This window comes from Neorhizobium huautlense (assembly GCF_002968575.1).
GTDB lineage: Bacteria > Pseudomonadota > Alphaproteobacteria > Rhizobiales > Rhizobiaceae > Neorhizobium > Neorhizobium huautlense.
This window is the reverse complement of sequence record NZ_PVBM01000001.1, coordinates 165,880-185,873: the sequence shown is the minus strand read 5'-3', so window position 1 is coordinate 185,873 and position 19,994 is coordinate 165,880. Positions and strand designations below refer to the sequence as shown.

Sequence of the window (19,994 nt, the reverse complement as noted above, 5' to 3'; positions counted from 1 at the left end):
ACTCCTTTAGATGAATTGACCGAGCGAGCGGATGAAAGCCTATATCGCCAAGAAGCTGCTGGCCTTGCCGTTGATCCTCATCGGGGTATCCCTTCTGGTCTTTGTCGCCATACGCGCGCTGCCCGGCGATCCTGCACGGCTGATGGCGGGGCCGGAAGCGACCCAGGAAGCCGTGGACAACATGACTCGCCGGCTCGGTCTCGACCGCAGCCTGCCGGAGCAATATGCCTCCTTCGCCTATGGAGCCGTGAGAGGCGATCTCGGGATCTCCATCAAGTCCAAGCTGCCGGTGGTCGACGAGATTGCCGAGCGTTTGCCGTTTACGCTTGGACTTGCAATCACCGCTTATCTCCTGGCGATCGGCATCGGCGTGCCGGCCGGCATGATTGCCGCGATCTACCGTCACGGCTGGCCTGATCAGATCGTCATGATCCTTGCCATTGCCGGCGCGTCGATCGCCAATTTCTGGCTGGCGCTGATGGCGATGAACACGTTCTCCGTCCAGCTCGGCTGGCTGCCGCTGCTCGGCGCCTCTTCATGGAGGAGCTTCATTCTTCCCTCGATCACGCTCGCCGTGCTGCCGACCGCCGTCATTGCCCGCATGACCCGCTCCAGCATGATCGAGGTCATGTCTCAGGACTATATCCGCACCGCCTACGCGAAAGGCGTCGCTCCCCAGACGATCTACTGGAGCCACGCGCTGCGCAACGCGCTGATCCCGATCATCACCATCGTCGGCCTCAATTTCGGCAGTCTCGTCGGTGGCGCAGTCGTCACCGAATCCGTCTTCAACTGGCCGGGTATCGGTCGTTTCCTTGTCGATGCCGTCCGTTATCGGGATTATCCGGTCATCCAGGGCGTGACGCTCGTCGCCGTGACCGGCGTGGTCGTCATGAACCTGCTCGCGGAACTTCTGATCGCGGTTCTCAACCCGAAGATAAGGTTCGACTGATGGCGTCGATCGAAACGGAGATTGCACCGCGCCGCCGGGCGTTATCGCGGGCTTTGCGCTGGATGGCGGTCCACCGCAGCATCGCTCTCGGCGGTTTCCTCGTCGGCCTGATCGTGCTTGCCGCAATCCTTGCGCCGCTGATCGCTTCCGTCGACCCTTATGCGCAGGACCTGCTTGCGACCATGGAGCCACCCTCCTGGGCACATCCGTTCGGGACGGACGACAACGGCCGCGACATATTTGCCCGCGTCCTCTATGGAGCGCGTATTTCGTTGCTCGAGGTGGTGCTCAGCGTCGGCCTGGCGGTGATCGTCGGCGTGCCCCTCGGCATTATGTCGGGCATGAGCGGCCGTTATGTCGACCAGGCGGTCATGTGGGTCATGGACATTCTCTTCGCCTTTCCGGGCATCGTGCTTGCAATCCTGATCGTCAGCGTGCTCGGCAGCAGCCTGATCAACCTTCTGATCGCCATTGCCATCTTCTCCGCGCCGGTCTACGCCCGGCTCAGCCGGAACCTCACGCTTGGGCTGAAGAGCATGGACTATGTCGAAGCTGCGATCTCGCTCGGGATCTCGCGCCGCCGCATCATGACCCATTATATCCTGCGCAATGCGATCGGGCCGATCATCGTCCAGTCGACGCTGACGGCCGGAACCGTCATCCTTTCTGCCGCGAGCCTTTCCTTCCTTGGCCTCGGGGCGCAGCCGCCGCTTCCCGAATGGGGCGCGATGATGAGCGACGGCCGGAATTATCTCGGCCTCAATATCTACATGTCGCTGTTTCCCGGCCTCGCAATCATGATCACGGTGCTTGGCTTCAACATCCTCGGTGATGGACTGCGCGATCTGCTGGATCCGCGCAAATGAGTATGATCGCGGCGGAATCTGAATGGGCGGATAGGCGGGGGTCGGGAAAGCCGGTCTTCTGCGCCGATGTCGGCGGTTCGTTCATGAAGTTTGCCGTGTCGCCGGCGCCGGGTGCGTTGGTGCCATTGGAGAAGGTAGCGACGCCCGCTGCAAGCTGGGATGACCTGGCTGCTTCGCTGTCGGCGCTGATCGAGCGTCACCAAGGTGCAGGTGATCCGGAATCGCCTCTGGCATTGTCGATCGCTGGCCTCGTCGACCCCCGTGATGGCAGGGCCACATCGGCGAACATTCCCTGCATAACCGGAAGACGGCTCGTTGACGAACTGTCGGCCATGCTTGGCCGGCGGGTGCTGGCGGCCAACGATGCCGACTGCCTGACATTGGCGGAAGCCAATGAAGGGGCAGGGCGGGGGCATTCGGTCGTCTTCTGCGCCATCATGGGCACCGGGATCGGTGGTGGACTGGCGATCGATGGCTGTCTGGTGCGGGGTGCCGGCGGCGTGACCGGCGAATGGGGGCATGGCCCGATCCTCAACACGACGGTCGAGATCTACGGCGAAACGCTGCATGTGCCGCGGTTTCCCTGTGGCTGCGGTCAATCCGGCTGCGTCGATACGATTGGTGGGGCTCGCGGCATCGAACGGCTGCACGATTTCCTGCATGGCTGCGAAGAGACCAGCCACGATATCCTCGAAAACTGGCAGGCAGGCGAGGCGCGGGCGGTCAAAACGGTGGCGGTTTATCTCGAACTTGTCGCCGATCCGCTGGCGCTGGCGGTCAACGTCACGGGTGCGTCGATCGTGCCGGTCGGGGGCGGCCTTGCATCAGTGACACCGCTAATCGATGCGCTGGATCAGGCCGTGCGCAGGCGCATTCTCAATCGCTTCGGTCACCCCCTGGTGACGCCGGCGCTTCGGCAGGATGACGGCGGACTGGTGGGGGCTGCCTTGCTCGGTCATCAGGGAGGTTGATGTGGGCATTATCCTCGAAGTCTGTGTCGACAGCCCGCAGGGCCTCGCCGCCGCGATCGCCGGAGGCGCGGACCGGATCGAACTCTGCTCGGCGCTCGATGTCGGCGGATTGACACCTACGCCAGGCCTCCTGACGCTTGCGGCAAACGCGCCGATTCCGGTCTATGCAATGATACGACCGCGTGCCGGAGACTTCGTCTTCGGCGCCGACGACGAAACGGCAATGCTGGCCGATATCGATGCAGTGCGCGCCGCTGGCCTGGCGGGCGTCGTGCTCGGAGCAAGCCGTCCCGACGACACGCTCGACCTGGCTCTCCTAACGCGGTTAACGGATCATACAACGGGTCTTGGGGTCACCCTGCATCGGGCTTTCGACCTGGTGCCGAATGCCGACGAAGCGCTTGAGCAGGCCGTCGAACTGGGCGTGGAACGCGTCCTGACATCGGGCCTCGAGGTTAGCGCGCCCAATGGCCTCGATCGGCTTGGCAGACTGGTGGAACAGGCGAAGGGACGTCTGTCGATCATGCCAGGCAGCGGCATCAACCTAATGAATGCCGAGCAGATCGTGCGGCAGACCGGAGCCCGCGAGATCCATAGTTCCTGCCGCCGACCGATTGACGGTGTTAGCCCAAAAGCCATTGCTTTCGGCTTCCAGGCTTCCGCCTCCTACGCGACCGACAGCGGGATCGTCCGCAGCATGCGCGCCATGCTGGACGAGATCGGTTGAGCCGCTGGTCTGGAAGTGAGGCCTAATCTATGCGCAGAGGCTGCGGAGCGCGTCGGGCCTCTTGAATTCGACGCGGCGAGTGCTCTTCAGCCTGATGAACCCGCCCGAACGAAGCTTCGCGAATACCCGCGACACCGTTTCTATCGTCAGACCGAGATGGTCGGCGATGTCCAGCCGGCTCATCGGCAGATCGAAATGTTCGAGGTCGCCCTGGCGGTTTGCCATGTCGATCAGGAAGCTGGCGATCCGTTCGACCGCGGTCTGTCGACCGATCATCATGATGTGTTCCTGGGCACGCAGCATCCCGCGCAATGCCAGGCTGAGAAGTTCGGGCGAGGCTTCGTCGTTGGCAGGGCGGGTCATGGCGCGCAGCCCCGTTTGCGTGATGGCTTCCGCGAAGAAACTGTGGGTCCGGTCTGCATCATAGCCGAAGGTCTCTCCGGCCAAGTAGAAGGCGATGATCTGCCGTCTTCCGTCCGACAGCAGCCTGTGGACGCGTACCGCGCCGAATTCGACCTGATAGAACGTACCAGCCCTGCTGCCCGGAGCGTAGATTTCCGCGCCTGCCGTAAAGGCCACGACGGGATATGGCCTGCAAAAGCCGGCAGTCTTGGGAGAGTTTGCCGTCGATCGGCCCGATACGGGTTGCCTTTGATTGTGGGCGGCGGCGGTTTGCATACTGCATTCTCCCGTTCTGAGGTTTCAGGATGCCTCAAGACGGACCAGTGAAAAATTCGGTTCTCTCACTAGGGGGATGTACGTAGCCGCGGAGTAACGAAAGGATTGGGGATATCAGTCTACCGTCTCGAGGCTTCTTACGAGCCGCAGCAGATCGGCGCCGTCGAAGGGTTTTGTGAGGATGAGACCGTCATCGTTTACGGCAGGATATACGCCATCGGTGAGGAGGATGACAGTCTGGCCCAAATCGCGCAGGTACCGCCTCGCGTCCTCGCGGCTCCGCAACAGGTTGTCGTCGATGATCATGCAGAGGGTTGGGGTGATCGGAATATGCGCCTTGCGCCACGTATCGAGGGCTTCGACCCGATATCCCTCCACCTCGAGCGCAAACGTCAACGATTGCCGGAGGCCGAGATCCGGTTCGATGATGACGATGTTTCTCAACGGTGAGTGCACCAGACTATCCGCAAGCTTGGATGGCAAATTACCTCCGACATCCGGTTCCTAGCGCCTTCAGGGCGGGTCCGCTTTGCGCTGGATCAAGAAATGAAAATTAATTATCCGCTTCACCGAGGGGCGAGCCGGCGGCAATGGCCATGCGAACGAGCTGTGGCAGGCTCCTTGCTTTCATCTTTGCCATGACGTTTGCCCTATGCACCTCGACCGTTCGAGGGCTGATGTCGAGATCATATGCGATCGACTTGTTCGGCTGGCCGGCCACCACTGCCGCCAATACCTGCCGCTCCCGATCGCTCAAGCTCTTAAGGCGGCTCCTGACTTCGTCCATATCGTCGGGATCGGCGGTTTTCTCCCGGAATTGAGCCGCGGCACGTTCTATCGCTTCAATGATGACCGTATCTTCGAAGGGCTTTTCTATGAAATCCACGGCGCCGGCTTTCATCGCTTCCACGGCCAGAGGTACGTCGCCGTGGCCGGTGATCACGATGGCCGGGACATTCGTACGTCCTGTCACGAGTTTACGGATCAGCTCGACGCCGGTCATGTCCGGCATGCGGAGATCCGTTATCAAGACGCCGTTGCGGATGCTGGGTGCGAACTGCAGGAAGGACGACGCCGTTTCATGAATACGCACGGCAAAGCCGTTCATCGTCAGCATGAATGCAAGAGATTTCCTGACCGGCTCCTCGTCGTCGACGATATGAACCGTATAGTCACCTGTCTGCATTCTCGCTGTCCCCCTTGTAGATCGGAAGCGTGAAGCGGAACGTCGCTCCTCCCGCCGGATTGCTCGATACGATCATATCGCCGCCATGGGCTTCCACAATACGCTTCGAGATAGAGAGGCCTATCCCCATCCCGCCCGGTTTGGTGGTGACGAAGGGCCTGAAAAGCTGTTCGGCAATTTCACCCGGAATGCCCGGTCCCGTGTCGCGTACGGTGATCATCATGAGGTTGTTGCTCTCGGGTTCGGTGCGGATGACCAATTCGCGCCGTTCACTCTCGCTCATCGCCTCGATCGCGTTGCGCATCAGATTCGTCAAAACCTGCTGGATCTGGATACGGTCGGCCACCACTATTTCTGGACCGGGTGCGAATTCGAAGACCACTCTGACGCCTTTCTCGCGTGAACCGACCAATGCCAGCGCTCCGGCCTCCTCGACCAGCCGGCGAATGTTCTCAGGCGCCTTTTCCGTCTCTCCCTTGGTGACGAACTCCCTGAGGTGCTTGATGATCTGGCCGGCCCTGAGCGATTGTCTGGCCGTTTCCTCCAGCGCCTCGCGCATCCTCATCGCGATCGGCTCGTCGACGTCGCGCAGCAGGCGCGCGCAGCCATGCACGTAGTTGGAGATTGCCGACAGGGGCTGGTTAAGCTCGTGGGCGAGCGTCGAAGCCATTTCTCCCATTTCGTTAAGGCGGGCGAGCCGGGCCAGTTCCCCCTGAATTTCCTGAAGGCGGGCGGCATATTCCTCCCGCTCCGTCAGATCGCGCACAAAACCGGTGAAAAAGACTTCTCCATCGGACTGGGTTTCGGCGACGGCGAGCTTCATCGGAAACGTGGAGCCGTCCTTGCGGCGCCCGACGACAACCCGATCGATTCCGATGATCCGCCTTTCGCCGGTCGATAGATACCGGGCGAGATATCCGTCATGCTCGCGGTGATAGGGCTCCGGCATCAAGATACGAAGGTTTTGCCCGATCGCCTCCTCCTCGGTATAGCCGAACTGTCGGACGGCCGCCGCATTGAAGGACACGATCGTCCCGTCCTTGGTGCTGACGATGCTGGCATCGAGCACCGTATCGAGCACGGAGCGCAGATGCGCTTCGCGCGAATCCGCCCTGGCCTGGACCTTCTCGATTGTCTTGCGCGCGGAATGAAGAATCTCGCCGACAAGCGCGATCGCAACCCCCACGATGCCGATGGCGGCCATTTCCGAAAGGGTCGGTCCGCGTGGGGTAAATTCCTTGATGACGTAGACGGCCAGGACGGAAAGGGCGACCGAGAAGATCGATGCCGGAATGCCGCCAATGACGGCGGCAATCAGAATGGGCGGAATGAAGAAAGTAAAGGTCGCCCGGTCATCGAGCAGGCCGTGCAGAGCAAGGCGCAAGACGAAGGCGGTCAACACACAGGCGACCGCGATGAAATAGATTTCTGCGGTAGAAAAGCGGTGGCTTAAAAAAGACTGGATGAGGCCATTCTTCCCGTCTGCGGCCATTCGCATGTCAACGGCGCCCGCCCGCCGCCGGTCTCTCACAGAAAGTCTCTGTTCGTTCATATGAAACCTGACAGGTTATCCAGAACATATATTAGCACGCCGAACGGCTGCGCGTCCAACCGCGGAACCGAGGACAAACATGTGATACACATGCTTTTTCCTGCATTCCTGCGCCAGTGGACGGCGTGCTTGCAGCGGGCCATTGCGAGCCCGGCGGCCGAATACTCGATGAAAAAGGTCGCAGCTAGAAAAATCCGAGTCTTCTTCGGAAATCCTGCATTTTCGAGGTTCGTTGTTATCGCTTTTCTAATTCATGAATGCCTATGTTGCGGCTCCACAGCCCTTTTGCGGAGTAGAGATGTCTAACGCCGATAGCATGGACATTGCGGAGCGCAGACGGCTCGATGTTCTGGATCGCTACCGGATCGCGGGCACTGCCTCGGAAAATCGCTTCGACCGGATATGCCGCTTTGCGTCGGAGCTTTTTTCCACCCGCATGGCCTTTGTGACGCTGATCGAAGAGGATCGGCAGTGGTTCAAGTCCTGCGCCGGCTACGAGTTCGAGCAGACTCTCCGATCGGAATCCTTCTGCCAGCATACAATCACTACGCACGATGTTCTGGTCGTCCCGGATGCAAGGCTCGATCCGCGTTTTTCGGGCCTGCCGATCGTGACGGGCAAGCCATTCATCCGCTTTTACGCCGGAGCGCCCTTGACCACGCCGGACGGATGGCGGATCGGGGCTCTTTGCATCGCAGATACCAAGGCCCGAGCAAACTTCTCGGAACGCGAGAGAAAGGCACTGGCCGGCCTGGCATCGATGGTGATGGAGCATATCGAGCTGCGCCGCGAGGGAATACCTCAGGCTACGGCGGCGAAGTTTGCAGATTCCACCGATCTTTCTCTGATTACCGCCGATCCGAAGGGCCGCATTGAGTTCGTGAACCAGGCTGCGCTCGACATGTTCGGCTACGAACGCGACGAGATGATTGGGAATCCGCTCGATCTTATCGTTCCGGAACGTTTTCGGGCCGCTCACAATGCCGGCTTTGCGCGCGTCATTTCGGGCGGCAATTCCAACCTCCGCGGCAAAACGGTCGAGATTTCGGCACGGCGAAAGGATGGCGTGGAATTTCCGATCGAACTGGCCCTCTCCATTTGGCGCGACGAGCAAGGGGTCGGCGTCGGTGCCATCATCAAGGACATATCGGAGCGGCGGGACCGCGACATCCGGCTTCTGAGGCTCGCCAGCCAGGATACTCTCACGGGGCTTTGCAACAGGCCCCGCTTCGAGGATCTGCTGCACGAAGAGCTCGGGCAGGGCAGACCGCTTGCGGTTTTGCTCTTCGACCTGGACGGCTTCAAGGATGTCAACGACCGGCTGGGCCATGCCGTCGGAGATTCCCTGTTGCAGGCGATCGGCGTCCGGCTGCCAGCGGTTCTCGACCGCCACGTCACGGTCTCCCGTTTCGGCGGCGACGAATTTGCCATACTCGTGCCGGGCACCGGTGATCCTCGCATCGCGCAGGAAAATGCCAACACCGTAATCGAGGCGTTCAAGGCGCCTTTCGAGGTTGGCGGTCATACGCTGCGCGTCGGAGCAAGCGTGGGCTTCTCGCTTGCTCCGTCCCACGGATCCGACGCGGATGAGCTTATCGCAGGCGCTGATTTCGCCTTGTATCGCGCCAAGCAGGCCGGTGGGCGCGTTTCGCGAATGTTCGAGCCTTCAATGCGGAACGAGACGCTGGTTCGCCGCACGCTCAGAGATGGATTGCTTCGCGCCTTGAACAGGCAGGAGCTCGTTTTGCACTATCAGCCGCAGGTGATCCTCGAAACGGGCGACGTGTTCGGCGTCGAAGCGCTGATCCGTTGGCGGCATCCCGAGCGCGGCCTGTTGTCGCCGGCGGCCTTCCTGCCTGCCCTGGAACAAAGTTCGATCGCCCTCGATGTCGGTTTCTGGGTGCTCGAGGAAGCCGCACGCCAGATGGCTGCCTGGAGACAGGTCGGCTACCCGCCGATCAAGATGGGCATCAATCTCTTTCCCGCGCAGGTGCGTGCGGGCGATTTGCCGCGTTTCGTGGAAAACCTGATCTCGCGCTACAATCTCGATCCGCATTTTCTGGAGATCGAGATCACCGAGACCGTCACGCTCAAGGATGACGATCAGTCGCTGGAAACGATCCAGGCCCTGCGGGAAATGGGGGTCGGCGTTGCCTTTGACGATTTCGGCACCGGTTACGCCTCGCTCGGATCGCTGCAGCGTTATCCCTTGACGACGTTGAAGATCGATCGGGGCTTTGTCCGCGACCTCCTGACCAAGCCGAAGGACGCAGCCATCACCCGCGCCCTCATCATGCTCAGCACCGAGCTTGGACTGCGGACGATCGCCGAGGGAATTGAAACACTGGAGCAGGAGAAAGCGCTGAGGCTGATGGGATGCGAGGCGGGGCAGGGTTTCCGTTATGGAAAGGCGATGCCGGCGGAGGCTGTTGCCCGTCTCATCGCCCGCCCGACGACCAACCAGCGCATGAGTATCTGGTGACCCGTCTTGCGTCCCTCGAGCGCGATGACTGTGCCAGAACCAAAGACAACGTGATGAAATCAGATATTTTTTAGATATTCATAATAATAGGTGTGATTTGTTCGCCGGCATTTGATTTCAATTGTCAACGATCCCCGAACCTCTATAACCTCCCGGTACGTGTCAGCATCGGGGGCGGCCCATGTTCCGTTTGACGGAGCTTTTCAACATCGATCCGAATCCGCGATCTTTAGCGCACGATCCACTGATGCCCAAGGTGGAGCTCCCATCCTCGACATCCTATACGGTTGCGGGTCTCGATGGAGAGCTGCCTCCGGTCGGCAAGGATGATCTGAGCAATCTTTCCGGTATGCAGGGCGGTGAAAAAGTACCATCGGGCTCAACACCGGCAACCAATCCGGCTGTCGAAGGACCTGTCCCGGAGGGTCGGCAGATCACAGTGCTGTTTGTGGAGGACGAGGCGTTGATCCGTATCTCCGCCGCGGATTTTCTTCAGGACTCGGGCCTGACCGTCGTGGAGGCGGGATCAGCGAAGGAAGCGCTCGCTGCCGTTGACGACGACGTGCGGATTGATATTGCCGTGACCGATGTCCATCTGCCAGAAATGAGCGGACCGCAGCTCGTCCTGAAAATACGCGAGGTATTGCCGGATCTTCCCGTCGTATTTGCAACGGGCGATTCCGACGTTCCCGAGGCGGAGGGCTTGAGCAAAACGGCGCTTATCACCAAGCCCTACGACTATGAAGCACTGGCCTCCCTTATCCGCGGCATGGTTGCGCCGTGATAAGGCCGTCATCGTCAATCTTCCTTCATTCCGGCGGCGACCTCGGTCTTGCGCAGTAGCCAAAGGATGATGACGCCGGCGATCGTGGCACCGACTGCCACAAGCCACATGCCGAGGCCTGCACAAAGGCCGATTGCACCCGAGAGCCACATGCTGGCGCCGGTCGTCAACCCCTTCACGTCGCCACGCGTGTAGATGACGACTCCGGCCGCCAGGAAGGCTATGCCGGCGGTGATCGCTTCGATGAGGCGGATCGGATCGAACTGGACCGTGTTCGGTCGGTCGCCGAAATCGTGCATCAGCTGCAATCCCACGAGTGCGAAAACCGCTGCGGCTAAGCCGATCAGCATATTGGTTCGCAGTCCGGCAGGATTTTTCCTGAATTCTCTCTCCAGTCCAATGAGGCCACAGAGAATTGTCGCCCCCACCAGCCTCGCCAGAAGCACTTCAATCGCCACGGGGGCCTCGTGGGAAAACTCCTCGGCAAGGCTGCTCAGCATCGTTGATCGTCTTCCGAATGTTACGGTTTTGTGACTTTCGAAAAAACTGATCCGGGCGGGGATGGTTCCGTCACCTTGCGGGACGACGTCAGATAGGCCCCTTGGCTTCCGCAATCACCTTCGTCAGGCTGCCGGTGGCCGGGAACAGCGGGATGAGGCATGCCTGCAATGCGTGGTAGATATCGCCCTTACCCGGAAAGAGCGTGTGGGCCGGGATAAGATCTTCCGTCAGTTCTTCGTGCCAGCCGCCGTTCTCATGATCGAGGAAGCGGTTGGCGATCGTGCCCCAGATCAGGCGATAGCTGTCTTCGTAGAAGCGGTCTGCGGGAAGATGTTCATTGAGGAAATGGGCCGCGCCGGCACCTTCGCACATCGGCCACCAGAGCTTGTTGGTCTTGGCCGGATTGTCATTCCAGTCGAGCGTATAGAAAAAGCCGCCTTTCTCCCTGTCCCAGCCCAGTGACATGGACTGGACGAAGAGTGATTTTGCGGCATCCGGCATCCAGCCGTGCCGTTTGTCCCCCAGCACCCACAACTGGAGCAGGAGACGTGCCCATTCCAGCCAGTGCCCTGGCGTGGTGCCGGCCGGGCGGAACATCTCGTCGGGGTGGTAATAGGACTTGTCGATGGTCCATTCCTGGTCGAAATGCTCGGCGACGCGGAAGCCGACGCTGCCGGCCACACGACAGATGACAAGATCCGCGATACTCTCCGCCTTGGCGAGGTAGGTCTTCTCTCCGGTCGCCTCGTAGGCGGCCATCAGGGCCTCGGTAAGATGCATGTTGGAGTTTTGCCCGCGATAGCCGCCGCCGTCGATCGGCGACCAATCGCGATTGAATTCTTCCGCAATCGCACCGTGCGAGGCTTCCCAGAATTTCGTATCGAGAATTTCGCTGATATCCGCCAGCATCTTGTCTGCGAGCGGATGGCCGGCGACCTTGGCAGAGGATGCGGCGAGCAGGACGAAGGCGTGTCCGTAACCCTGTTTGGCGGCATCCACGGCGCCGTCGTCGTTGACCTGCCAGAAATAGCCGCCGTGCTCGCTGTCTCGATGCCGCTCCCAGAGGTAGCGCATGCCGTGATCGATGATCTCACCTGCGCCTGGACGGCCGAGCAGGTAGCCGATCGAAAAACAATGCACCATACGAGCGGATGCATGGATACCGCGGGTAGGATTGGCTCCGCCCAAGGGAAGGCCGGTGTCATCGAGGTCGAAAAAGCCGCCGGCTGGATTGACCGCACGGTACTGGAAGAAATCGAAAAGTCCGTCGGCCTGATCGAGCAGCCAACGGCGATGGTATGGAAGATTGTTCCATTTTTCTGCCGTCGCTCCGCCGTCGCTCATGCTGGTCTCCCTGATGCACTCGTCGTTTCTGACTGGAGGCTATAACGTCCCCGCAATAGTCTGTCATCGGCAAAACTTGGACAGAATGCGTCAACCGCGCTGGACTTCACATAAAGACATCTTTATATCATTAAGTCACTTGCTGCGATTTGGGAGTGCGCCTATGTTGGATGATCTGTTTGGTCCGGAAGATGCCCGCCGCGATGGCGCCGAAATTCTTGCCGCGCTTCAGGCTGCCGCCAGGGAGAAAATCCTTGTTATCGACGGCGCCATGGGGACTCAAATTCAGGGCCTCGGCTTCGACGAGGAGCAGTTCCGCGGAGAGCGCTTTATCGGATGCGCCTGTCATCAGCAGGGCAACAACGATCTCCTGATCCTTTCCCAGCCGCAGGCGATCGAAGAGATCCACTATCGCTACGCCAAGGCCGGGGCCGACATCATCGAGACCAATACCTTCTCCTCGACCCGGATCGCCCAGGCCGATTACCAGATGGAGAATGCGGTTTACGATCTGAACCGCGACGGTGCCCGCCTGGCGCGACGCGCGGCGCTTCGCGCAGAGCAAGAAGATGGCCGCCGCCGTTTCGTAGCCGGCGCCATCGGCCCGACCAATCGCACGGCGTCGATCTCGCCTGATGTCAACAATCCCGGTTACCGCGCGGTGACATTCGATGATCTGCGAATTGCGTATGGTGAGCAGATCGACGGGCTCGTCGATGGCGGTGCCGATATCATCCTGATCGAGACGATCTTCGACACGCTGAACGCCAAGGCGGCCATTTTCGCCTGTGCCGAGCGGTTTGCAGAAAAGGGTATTCACCTGCCGGTGATGATCTCCGGCACGATCACCGACCTGTCGGGGCGTACGCTGTCCGGCCAGACACCATCGGCCTTCTGGTATTCGGTCCGCCACGCCAAGCCTTTCACGATCGGGCTGAACTGCGCACTCGGCGCCGACGCGATGCGGCCGCATCTGCAAGAGCTTTCAGCGGTCGCCGACACATTCATCTCTGCCTATCCGAATGCGGGCCTGCCGAACGAGTTCGGTCGCTACGACGAGACGCCCGACGATATGGCGCGGCAGATCCGGGGATTTGCCGAAGAGGGACTCGTCAATGTCGTCGGCGGCTGCTGCGGCTCGACGCCGGAGCATATACGCGCGATTGCCGAAGCGGTTGCCCCGCACAGGCCGCGTGAAGTCCCCGAGCACAAGCCTTTCATGTCGCTTGCCGGCCTCGAACCCTTCGTCTTCACGAAGGACATCCCTTTCGTGAACGTCGGCGAGCGCACCAACGTCACCGGCTCGGCAAAATTCCGCAAGCTGATCACCGCTGGCGATCTTACGGCGGCTCTCGCCGTTGCGAGGGATCAGGTGGAAAACGGCGCGTCCGTGATCGACATCAACATGGACGAGGGGCTTATCGATTCTGAAAAGGCGATGGTGGATTTCCTGAACCTCATCGCCGCCGAACCGGATATCGCCCGTGTTCCGGTAATGCTCGATTCCTCGAAGTTCGAGATTATGGAGGCCGGCCTCAAGTGTGTGCAAGGCAAGCCCGTCGTCAATTCGATCTCGCTCAAGGAAGGCGAGGAGAAGTTCCTGGCCCAGGCGCGTCTGCTTCGCAATTACGGTGCTGCCGTGGTCGTCATGGCATTCGACGAACAGGGGCAGGCCGACACCTACGAGCGGAAGGTGGCAATCAGCGAGCGCGCTTACAAGCTGTTGACAGAAGAGGCGGACTTTCCGCCGGAAGACATCATCTTCGACCCGAACATTTTTGCGGTCGCCACGGGGATGGAGGAACATAACGGCTACGGACTTGCCTTCATCGAGGCGACCCGAACGATCCGCGAGCGGATGCCGCTGGTACATATCTCCGGCGGCGTTTCGAACCTCTCCTTTTCCTTCCGCGGCAACGAGCCGGTGCGCGAGGCGATGCATGCCGTATTTCTCTACCATGCCATCCAGGCGGGCATGGACATGGGCATCGTCAATGCCGGGCAGCTGGCAATCTACGAGAACATAGACCCGGAGCTCCGTGAAGCCTGCGAGGATGTCGTGCTCAACCGGCGCGACGATGCGACGGAGCGGATGCTCGATATCGCCGAGCGCTATCGCGGCACCGGCACCAAGGAAGCCAAGGCGCAGGATCTCGCCTGGCGCGAATGGCCAGTCGAAAAGCGTCTTTCCCATGCGCTGGTCATCGGCAACACCGATTTCATCGAACAGGATACCGAAGAGGCGAGACAGCAGGCCACGCGTCCGCTCGATGTCATCGAAGGGCCGCTGATGGCCGGCATGAACGTGGTTGGCGATCTTTTTGGCTCGGGCAAGATGTTCCTGCCGCAGGTGGTGAAGTCGGCGCGGGTCATGAAGCAGGCGGTGGCGGTGCTGCTGCCGTATATGGAGGAAGAGAAGCGGCTGAAGGGTGGCGACCAGAGGAAGTCTGCCGGCAAGGTGCTGATGGCAACCGTGAAGGGCGACGTCCACGATATCGGCAAGAACATCGTCGGCGTCGTGCTTGCCTGCAACAATTACGAGATTATCGATCTCGGTGTCATGGTGCCCTCGACCAAGATCCTGGAAACAGCGATTGCCGAGAAGGTCGACATCATCGGGCTTTCCGGCCTCATCACGCCGTCGCTTGACGAGATGGCGCACGTGGCTTCGGAGATGGAGCGTCAGGGCTTCGATATTCCACTGCTGATCGGCGGCGCTACGACCAGCCGTGTCCACACTGCGGTCAAGATCCATCCGCGTTACGATCGGGGCCAGGCGATCTACGTTACCGACGCAAGCCGCGCCGTGGGAGTCGTATCTTCGCTGCTGTCGCCGGAGGCAAAGCAGAACTACATCAGCACCATTCAGGCGGAATACAGCAAAGTGGCCGCTGCTCACGCCCGCTCGGAAGCGGAAAAGACCCGTTTGCCGATCGCCCGTGCCCGCGACAATCCGGAAAAGCTCGACTGGACCGACTACAAACCGGTCAGGCCGCAGTTCATCGGCACAAAAGTGTTCGAAACCTACGATCTTGCCGAACTTGCGAAGTATATCGACTGGACCCCCTTCTTCCAGACCTGGGAACTGAAGGGGCGTTTCCCTGCGATCCTGGAGGACGAAGCTCAGGGCGAGGCGGCGCGCCAGCTCTATGCCGATGCACAGGCGATGCTCGACAAGATCATCGCGGAAAAGTGGTTCAGGCCGCGGGCGGTGATCGGCTTCTGGCCGGCCAATACGGTCGGCGATGACATCCGCCTCTTTACCGACGACAGCCGGAGCCAAGAGCTTGCGACCTTCTTCACGCTGCGTCAGCAACTGTCGAAGCGGGACGGGCGGCCGAATGTGGCGCTTTCGGACTTCGTGGCGCCGCAGGCGAGCGGCGTTCAGGACTATGTGGGCGGCTTCGTCGTTACCGCGGGTATCGAGGAGATCGCCATCGCCGAGCGCTTCGAGCGGGCCAACGACGACTATTCGTCCATCCTGGTGAAGGCGCTGGCGGACCGTTTCGCGGAAGCCTTTGCGGAATGCATGCACGAGCGCGTGCGCAAGGAATTCTGGGGCTATGCGCCGGACGAGAATTTTTCCTCCGACGAACTGGTCACCGAAGCCTATGCCGGCATCCGTCCGGCGCCCGGCTATCCGGCACAGCCGGATCATACCGAAAAGTCGACGCTTTTCCGGCTGCTGGACGCCGAGAACGCAACCGGTGTGGCGCTTACCGACAGCTACGCCATGTGGCCCGGTTCCTCGGTCTCGGGCCTCTATATCGGCCATCCCGCTTCGTATTATTTCGGAGTTGCCAAGGTCGAGCGCGACCAGGTCGAGGACTATGCCAAGCGCAAGGGCATGTCGGTTGAGGAGGTCGAGCGCTGGCTCGGCCCGGTCCTCAACTATGTGCCTTCCTCGCTGGTCGAGGATGCCGCCTGAAATCGACGACGTTACCTGAAAGGTGATTGGCGAATTCGATCACCTTTTCTCCAGGCGGCTGGGTCAGTCCCTGACGATCAGGAAATCTCCTGACGAGAAGCGAAGGGTCAGTACTTCGCCCGGTTGCGGCAATACGGCGTCCGGGGCATTGAACATGTCGAAGGAGATCTGGTTGCCGCCAACATCCATTTTTGTGCGGATCACCGACCCCAGGAAATGCGAAGAGATGACTTTGCCGACGATCGCAGTGTCTCCCTTGGCGCTTTCCGAGAGAGAACCGGCTTCTGGACGAAGCGCGATCGAAATCTTGTCGTCTACGTTCAATGCGCCGATCGGTTCGCGCAGTCTCACCGTATTGTCGCCCACCTTGACGGTATTGGCGGACGGATCGGCGACGGTCGCCTCGATGATGTTAAGCGTACCCACGAAGGAGGCGACGAAACGGGTGTTCGGTCGGTTGTAGATTTCCGACGGCGTGCCGATCTGTTCGGCGCGGCCGGCGTTCATCACAACGATGCGGTCCGAGATCGACAGGGCTTCTTCCTGGTCGTGGGTGACGAATACCGTGGTGATGCCGAGCTGCCGCTGGATCTGGCGGATTTCCTCGCGCAGCGAGACGCGGATCTTTGCATCGAGCGCGGACAAAGGTTCGTCGAGGAGCAGGACCTGGGGTTTTGGGGCAAGCGCGCGGGCAAGCGCGACACGCTGCTGCTGGCCGCCCGACATCTGATAGGGGTAACGGTCGGCAAGATGGTCGAGCCGGATCAGGGCAAGCATCTCCTTCACGCGGGTTTCGATTTCCTCTTTCGGCTTGCCGGCGACCTTGAGGCCGAAGGCGACGTTGTCGAAGACGTTCATGTTGGGGAAAAGCGCATAGGCCTGGAAAACCATGCCGATGTTGCGCTGATTGGTCTTGAGGCGGTTCTGGTTCTTGCCGTTGATGGAAATCGTGCCGTCGCTCGGGTTTTCGAAACCCGCGATCATGCGCAGCACCGTCGTCTTTCCGCAGCCGGACGGTCCGAGAAAGGAAACGAATTCGCCTTTCTCGATGGACATGTTGAAGTCCTTGACGACCTGCGTCTGACCGAAACTCTTCTTGATGTTGTCAAGGACGAGGAAAGACATGCGAGGAATTCCTTATGGCCGGGAGGGTGCCATCTTGCTGAAACGGGAAACGAGCTGAAGGAGCCCCATCGATAGCCAGGTGATCGCAAATGCGATAACGGCGAGGGCCGCAGGCTCATAAGCCTTGTTGGCGCCGACGAGCTGCAGGTAAGGTCCAAAGGCCGGGCGATTGAGAAGGGCGGCCATCGTGAATTCGCCCATGACGATCGCAAAGGTGATGAAGGCCCCCGAGAGCACACCCGACATCACGTTGGGGAATATGCAGCGAAGCATGATGGTCGGCCACTTGGCCCCCAGAATTTCCGCTGCCTCGGTCAGCGTCCTCACATCGATGGCGCGCATGGCGGTATCCACCGCACGGTACATGTAGGGCAGGGAGAGCGTTATATAGGACAATACCAGCAGCGCATTGGTGCCGGATGTGGAGCCCGTGAAGGGTATCCAGGACGATGAATTGTAGAGCCTCAGGTAACCGAAGACGATGACAATCGCAGGGATGACGAGCGGCAGCAGCGTAATGAATTCGATAACCGGGCGGATCTGAGGCAGACGCAGCCGCACCCAGTAGGCGGTCGGCACGACGAGCAACATTCCGAAGATGATGGTGAGCAGCGCCATCACCATCGAAAAGCCGAAGGTCTCCCGGAACTGCATGTCCGAAAAGACGGACTGGTAAGCGTCGGTGGAATATTCGCCGCGCCGCATGCGCAGCGAAAATTCGAAGGTGCCGATCAGCGGAACGAAGAAGTAGATGACGCCGATGGCGATGGCGATCCAGGCCAGTATCTTCTGCGTCTTCATTTCTGCCACCGTTCAGCGCGCATGCGCAGCAGGATGTAAAGGAGATTGGAGATGCCGGTGATGACGATCATGCCGAGCGCCAGCGCATAACCGAGATTGGCGTTGTGCAAGACGTCGCCGCGGATCTGCGCGTAGAGCAGGATCGGCACGATATTGAGCGAGGAGCCGGTGAGGGCGTAGGCGGTCGCGATCGCTCCAAACGCGTTTGCAAAAAGAAGAAGCGTCGTACCCATCAGGCTCGGCCAGAGGATGGGCAGCGCCACCATGCGCCAATATTGCCATGTGGAAGCCCCGAGTATTTCCGAAGCCTCGCGCCATTCCTTCTTCATGCCATCGAGGGCCGGCGTCAGGATCAGCACCATCAACGGGATCTGGAAGAACATGTAGGTGATGGTCAGCCCGAAGAAGGACAGGATATTGAAGCCGGTGGAATAGAGATTGAAGCCCAGCCAGTCCCGCAACAGGACCGTGACAAGGCCGGTTCGCCCGAGGGTGGCGAGAAAGGCGAAGGCAAGGGGAACCCCCGCAAAATTGGACGCAACGCCGGAAAAGGTCAAAAGCCCGGAGCGCACCCAGGAGGGGACGCCGCCGAGCACGATTGCCCAGGCAAGAAAGAAGCCGATCAGCGCGCCTCCGAGCGAAGAGGCGACGGAGACCTTGATGCTGATCCAGTAGGCGCTGATGATGGACGGCGTGAAGAGGTCGGCGATGTTCCTGAAGGTGAACTGGCCGTCAGGGGTAAAGAATGCCCCCATCACCAGATAAAGCGTCGGAATGATCAGGAACATCAATGCGAAGATCATGAACGGAACGATGCCGAGCCAGTCGACGACAGTGCGGCGGTCGATAAAGGACGTCGTTGCGGCGCTCATGATGCGGAGGTCTTTCGCAGGAAGGGAGGTCTTCCCGCATAGGCGGGAAGACCGGGGATCGCAAGATTACTTGACGTTGGCGCCGACAACGCTGTCCCACTTGGTGGTGATGGCGGCCTTGCCTGCGGCCTGTTCATCGAGCGTCGGGAAAACAGCCTTTTCATAGGCTGCAGCCGGCGGCAGCGCGTCGAGAAGCGCCTTCGGGATCTTGTTGTTCTTGGCAAGATCGTTGAAGCGGATCGGGTGGCAGTAACCCTTCAGCCAGCCAAGCTGACCTTCGTCCGAATAAAGATGCTCCATCCAGAGCTTTGCCGCGTTTGGATGCGGAGCGAAAGCCGAAATCGCCTGCACGTAAACGCCGGCCACGACGCCCGAAGCCGGGACCACGACCTCGACCGGCGGGTTGCCCTTGAGGCTGTCGCGCCAGGAAAGACCGTTGTAATCCCAGGCAATCACGATCGGGGTCGATCCCTGGGCGAGCGAGGCGGACTTGCCGATAACGGGCACGAAGTTGCCGGCCTTGTTGACTTCCGCGAAGAAGGAGAGACCGGCTTCCCCAGCCTTGGCCGCGTCTTTTTCGCCTGCTGCCAATCCAGCCGCATAAACGGCCTGGACGGCCTGGTTGGAGGCGCGCGGGTCACCGGCAAGCGCTACGGAATTTGCCAGCTCCGACTTCTTCAGGTCGGCCCAGTCCTTGGGCACGTCCTTGACGATGTCCGTGTTCACGACGAAGGAGAGGACGCCGTAATAATCGCCGTACCAGTAGCCTTCGGCATCCTTGGCGCTATCGGGGATGCTGTCCCAGGTCGAGACCTTATAGGGCATGAGCAGGCCTTCAGCCTTTGCCGACGGTCCGAAGGAAAGGCCGACGTCGATCACGTCGGGAGCCTGCGGGCCTTTGTTGCCCTTGTTGGCCTTGATGGCTTCGATTTCGTCCCCGGAACCGGCGTCGGGGTTCAGTTCGTTGACCTCGATCCCGTATTTGGTCTTGAACGCGGCGATCACGTCGCCGTAACCGCACCAGCTGTGGGGCAGCGCGATCGTGGTGAGCGTTCCTTCCTTCTTTGCGGCAGCAATCAGTTCGGCGCTCGGCTCGGCGGCTGCAAGGCTGGCCGAAGCGACGACGATCGCGGTCGTCATCGAAAGAAGACGTTGGGTCTTGTTGAGCACGGTATCCTCCTAGGGTTCAGGTCGTGTCGGGCGCGACTCGTAGAGTCAGTTTATG

General features: G+C 60.3%; 17 protein-coding genes. 7 read left to right on the top strand and 10 right to left on the bottom strand.

Annotated elements, in window-relative coordinates:
* Nucleotides 1-31 precede the first annotated feature (31 nt).
* From C5L12_RS00840 to C5L12_RS00825, 4 genes are read left to right on the top strand one after another with little or no spacing between them, the layout of a single operon-like run.
* The gene (locus C5L12_RS00840; protein ID WP_105370116.1) at nucleotides 32-952 is read left to right on the top strand and encodes an ABC transporter permease; all 921 of its coding nucleotides are present in this window, start codon (nucleotides 32-34) and stop codon (nucleotides 950-952) included.
* Nucleotides 952-1,818 carry an ABC transporter permease gene (locus C5L12_RS00835; RefSeq protein ID WP_105370115.1) on the top strand — a complete coding sequence of 289 codons (867 nt, stop codon included), beginning with the start codon at nucleotides 952-954 and terminating at the stop codon, nucleotides 1,816-1,818. The genes C5L12_RS00840 and C5L12_RS00835 overlap by 1 nt, the downstream gene beginning before the upstream one ends.
* Complete coding sequence (locus C5L12_RS00830) at nucleotides 1,815-2,789, top strand: ROK family protein (RefSeq protein WP_425350720.1); 975 nt, start codon at nucleotides 1,815-1,817, stop codon at nucleotides 2,787-2,789. The genes C5L12_RS00835 and C5L12_RS00830 overlap by 4 nt, the downstream gene beginning before the upstream one ends.
* Before the next feature lies 1 nt (nucleotide 2,790).
* On the top strand, nucleotides 2,791-3,516 hold the full coding sequence (locus tag C5L12_RS00825; RefSeq protein WP_105370113.1) for a copper homeostasis protein CutC: 726 nt from the start codon (nucleotides 2,791-2,793) through the stop codon (nucleotides 3,514-3,516).
* 27 nt (nucleotides 3,517-3,543) lie between these two features.
* On the opposite strand, the gene C5L12_RS00820 is transcribed toward C5L12_RS00825, so the two are convergent.
* The 4 genes from C5L12_RS00820 to C5L12_RS00805 form a co-directional block, all read right to left on the bottom strand.
* Nucleotides 3,544-4,194 carry a helix-turn-helix domain-containing protein gene (locus C5L12_RS00820; RefSeq protein WP_105370112.1) on the bottom strand — a complete coding sequence of 217 codons (651 nt, stop codon included), beginning with the start codon at nucleotides 4,192-4,194 and terminating at the stop codon, nucleotides 3,544-3,546.
* A gap of 114 nt (nucleotides 4,195-4,308) precedes the next feature.
* Nucleotides 4,309-4,677, bottom strand: a complete 369-nt coding sequence (locus tag C5L12_RS00815) for a response regulator transcription factor family protein (RefSeq protein ID WP_157948971.1) — start codon at nucleotides 4,675-4,677, stop codon at nucleotides 4,309-4,311.
* A gap of 70 nt (nucleotides 4,678-4,747) precedes the next feature.
* Nucleotides 4,748-5,380 carry a response regulator FixJ gene (gene fixJ, locus C5L12_RS00810; protein ID WP_105370110.1) on the bottom strand — a complete coding sequence of 211 codons (633 nt, stop codon included), beginning with the start codon at nucleotides 5,378-5,380 and terminating at the stop codon, nucleotides 4,748-4,750.
* A complete protein-coding gene (locus C5L12_RS00805) occupies nucleotides 5,367-6,878 on the bottom strand; it encodes a sensor histidine kinase (protein WP_105370109.1) in 1,512 nt (503 codons plus the stop codon). The genes fixJ and C5L12_RS00805 overlap by 14 nt, the downstream gene beginning before the upstream one ends.
* Before the next feature lie 352 nt (nucleotides 6,879-7,230).
* Between C5L12_RS00805 and C5L12_RS00800 the strand changes: the two genes are divergently transcribed.
* Nucleotides 7,231-9,414, top strand: a complete 2,184-nt coding sequence (locus tag C5L12_RS00800; protein WP_105370108.1) for a sensor domain-containing phosphodiesterase — start codon at nucleotides 7,231-7,233, stop codon at nucleotides 9,412-9,414.
* Nucleotides 9,415-9,595: 181 nt separating this feature from the next.
* On the top strand, nucleotides 9,596-10,198 hold the full coding sequence (locus C5L12_RS00795; RefSeq protein ID WP_105370107.1) for a response regulator: 603 nt from the start codon (nucleotides 9,596-9,598) through the stop codon (nucleotides 10,196-10,198).
* Nucleotides 10,199-10,212: 14 nt separating this feature from the next.
* Here C5L12_RS00795 and C5L12_RS00790 read toward each other — a convergent pair whose 3' ends face one another.
* Together C5L12_RS00790 and C5L12_RS00785 are read right to left on the bottom strand one after the other, a co-directional pair.
* On the bottom strand, nucleotides 10,213-10,698 hold the full coding sequence (locus C5L12_RS00790) for an MgtC/SapB family protein (RefSeq protein ID WP_105370106.1): 486 nt from the start codon (nucleotides 10,696-10,698) through the stop codon (nucleotides 10,213-10,215).
* An 88-nt stretch (nucleotides 10,699-10,786) separates the two neighbouring features.
* Nucleotides 10,787-12,043, bottom strand: a complete 1,257-nt coding sequence (locus C5L12_RS00785; RefSeq protein WP_105370105.1) for an AGE family epimerase/isomerase — start codon at nucleotides 12,041-12,043, stop codon at nucleotides 10,787-10,789.
* 163 nt (nucleotides 12,044-12,206) lie between these two features.
* Between C5L12_RS00785 and metH the strand changes: the two genes are divergently transcribed.
* Nucleotides 12,207-15,971 (top strand): methionine synthase, encoded by a 3,765-nt coding sequence (gene metH / locus C5L12_RS00780; protein ID WP_105370104.1) that lies wholly within the window; start codon nucleotides 12,207-12,209, stop codon nucleotides 15,969-15,971.
* A 63-nt stretch (nucleotides 15,972-16,034) separates the two neighbouring features.
* Here the strand turns inward: metH and C5L12_RS00775 are convergent, their stop codons facing one another.
* The 4 genes from C5L12_RS00775 to C5L12_RS00760 form a co-directional block, all read right to left on the bottom strand.
* Nucleotides 16,035-17,096, bottom strand: coding sequence for an ABC transporter ATP-binding protein (locus C5L12_RS00775; RefSeq protein ID WP_105370103.1), 1,062 nt, complete (start codon nucleotides 17,094-17,096; stop codon nucleotides 16,035-16,037).
* Nucleotides 17,097-17,108: 12 nt separating this feature from the next.
* Nucleotides 17,109-17,897 carry an ABC transporter permease gene (locus C5L12_RS00770; RefSeq protein ID WP_105370102.1) on the bottom strand — a complete coding sequence of 263 codons (789 nt, stop codon included), beginning with the start codon at nucleotides 17,895-17,897 and terminating at the stop codon, nucleotides 17,109-17,111.
* Nucleotides 17,894-18,769 (bottom strand): ABC transporter permease, encoded by an 876-nt coding sequence (locus C5L12_RS00765; protein ID WP_105370101.1) that lies wholly within the window; start codon nucleotides 18,767-18,769, stop codon nucleotides 17,894-17,896. Before C5L12_RS00765 ends, C5L12_RS00770 begins: the two co-directional genes overlap by 4 nt.
* Before the next feature lie 66 nt (nucleotides 18,770-18,835).
* On the bottom strand, nucleotides 18,836-19,939 hold the full coding sequence (locus C5L12_RS00760) for an ABC transporter substrate-binding protein (RefSeq protein WP_105370100.1): 1,104 nt from the start codon (nucleotides 19,937-19,939) through the stop codon (nucleotides 18,836-18,838).
* Between the last annotated feature and the right edge of the window lie 55 nt (nucleotides 19,940-19,994).

Excerpts from the sequence above, each read along its gene's own strand:
- C5L12_RS00840 (WP_105370116.1), top strand. The coding sequence starts at position 32 with ATGAAAGCCTATATCGCCAAGAAGCTGCTGGCCTTGCCGTTGATCCTC.
- C5L12_RS00835 (WP_105370115.1), top strand. The coding sequence starts at position 952 with ATGGCGTCGATCGAAACGGAGATTGCACCGCGCCGCCGGGCGTTATCG.
- C5L12_RS00830 (WP_425350720.1), top strand. The coding sequence starts at position 1,815 with ATGAGTATGATCGCGGCGGAATCTGAATGGGCGGATAGGCGGGGGTCG.
- C5L12_RS00820 (WP_105370112.1), bottom strand. The coding sequence starts at position 4,194 with ATGCAAACCGCCGCCGCCCACAATCAAAGGCAACCCGTATCGGGCCGA.
- fixJ (WP_105370110.1), bottom strand. The coding sequence starts at position 5,380 with ATGCAGACAGGTGACTATACGGTTCATATCGTCGACGACGAGGAGCCG.
- C5L12_RS00805 (WP_105370109.1), bottom strand. The coding sequence starts at position 6,878 with ATGCGAATGGCCGCAGACGGGAAGAATGGCCTCATCCAGTCTTTTTTA.
- C5L12_RS00800 (WP_105370108.1), top strand. The coding sequence starts at position 7,231 with ATGTCTAACGCCGATAGCATGGACATTGCGGAGCGCAGACGGCTCGAT.
- C5L12_RS00795 (WP_105370107.1), top strand. The coding sequence starts at position 9,596 with ATGTTCCGTTTGACGGAGCTTTTCAACATCGATCCGAATCCGCGATCT.
- C5L12_RS00790 (WP_105370106.1), bottom strand. The coding sequence starts at position 10,698 with ATGCTGAGCAGCCTTGCCGAGGAGTTTTCCCACGAGGCCCCCGTGGCG.
- C5L12_RS00785 (WP_105370105.1), bottom strand. The coding sequence starts at position 12,043 with ATGAGCGACGGCGGAGCGACGGCAGAAAAATGGAACAATCTTCCATAC.
- metH (WP_105370104.1), top strand. The coding sequence starts at position 12,207 with ATGTTGGATGATCTGTTTGGTCCGGAAGATGCCCGCCGCGATGGCGCC.
- C5L12_RS00775 (WP_105370103.1), bottom strand. The coding sequence starts at position 17,096 with ATGTCTTTCCTCGTCCTTGACAACATCAAGAAGAGTTTCGGTCAGACG.
- C5L12_RS00770 (WP_105370102.1), bottom strand. The coding sequence starts at position 17,897 with ATGAAGACGCAGAAGATACTGGCCTGGATCGCCATCGCCATCGGCGTC.
- C5L12_RS00765 (WP_105370101.1), bottom strand. The coding sequence starts at position 18,769 with ATGAGCGCCGCAACGACGTCCTTTATCGACCGCCGCACTGTCGTCGAC.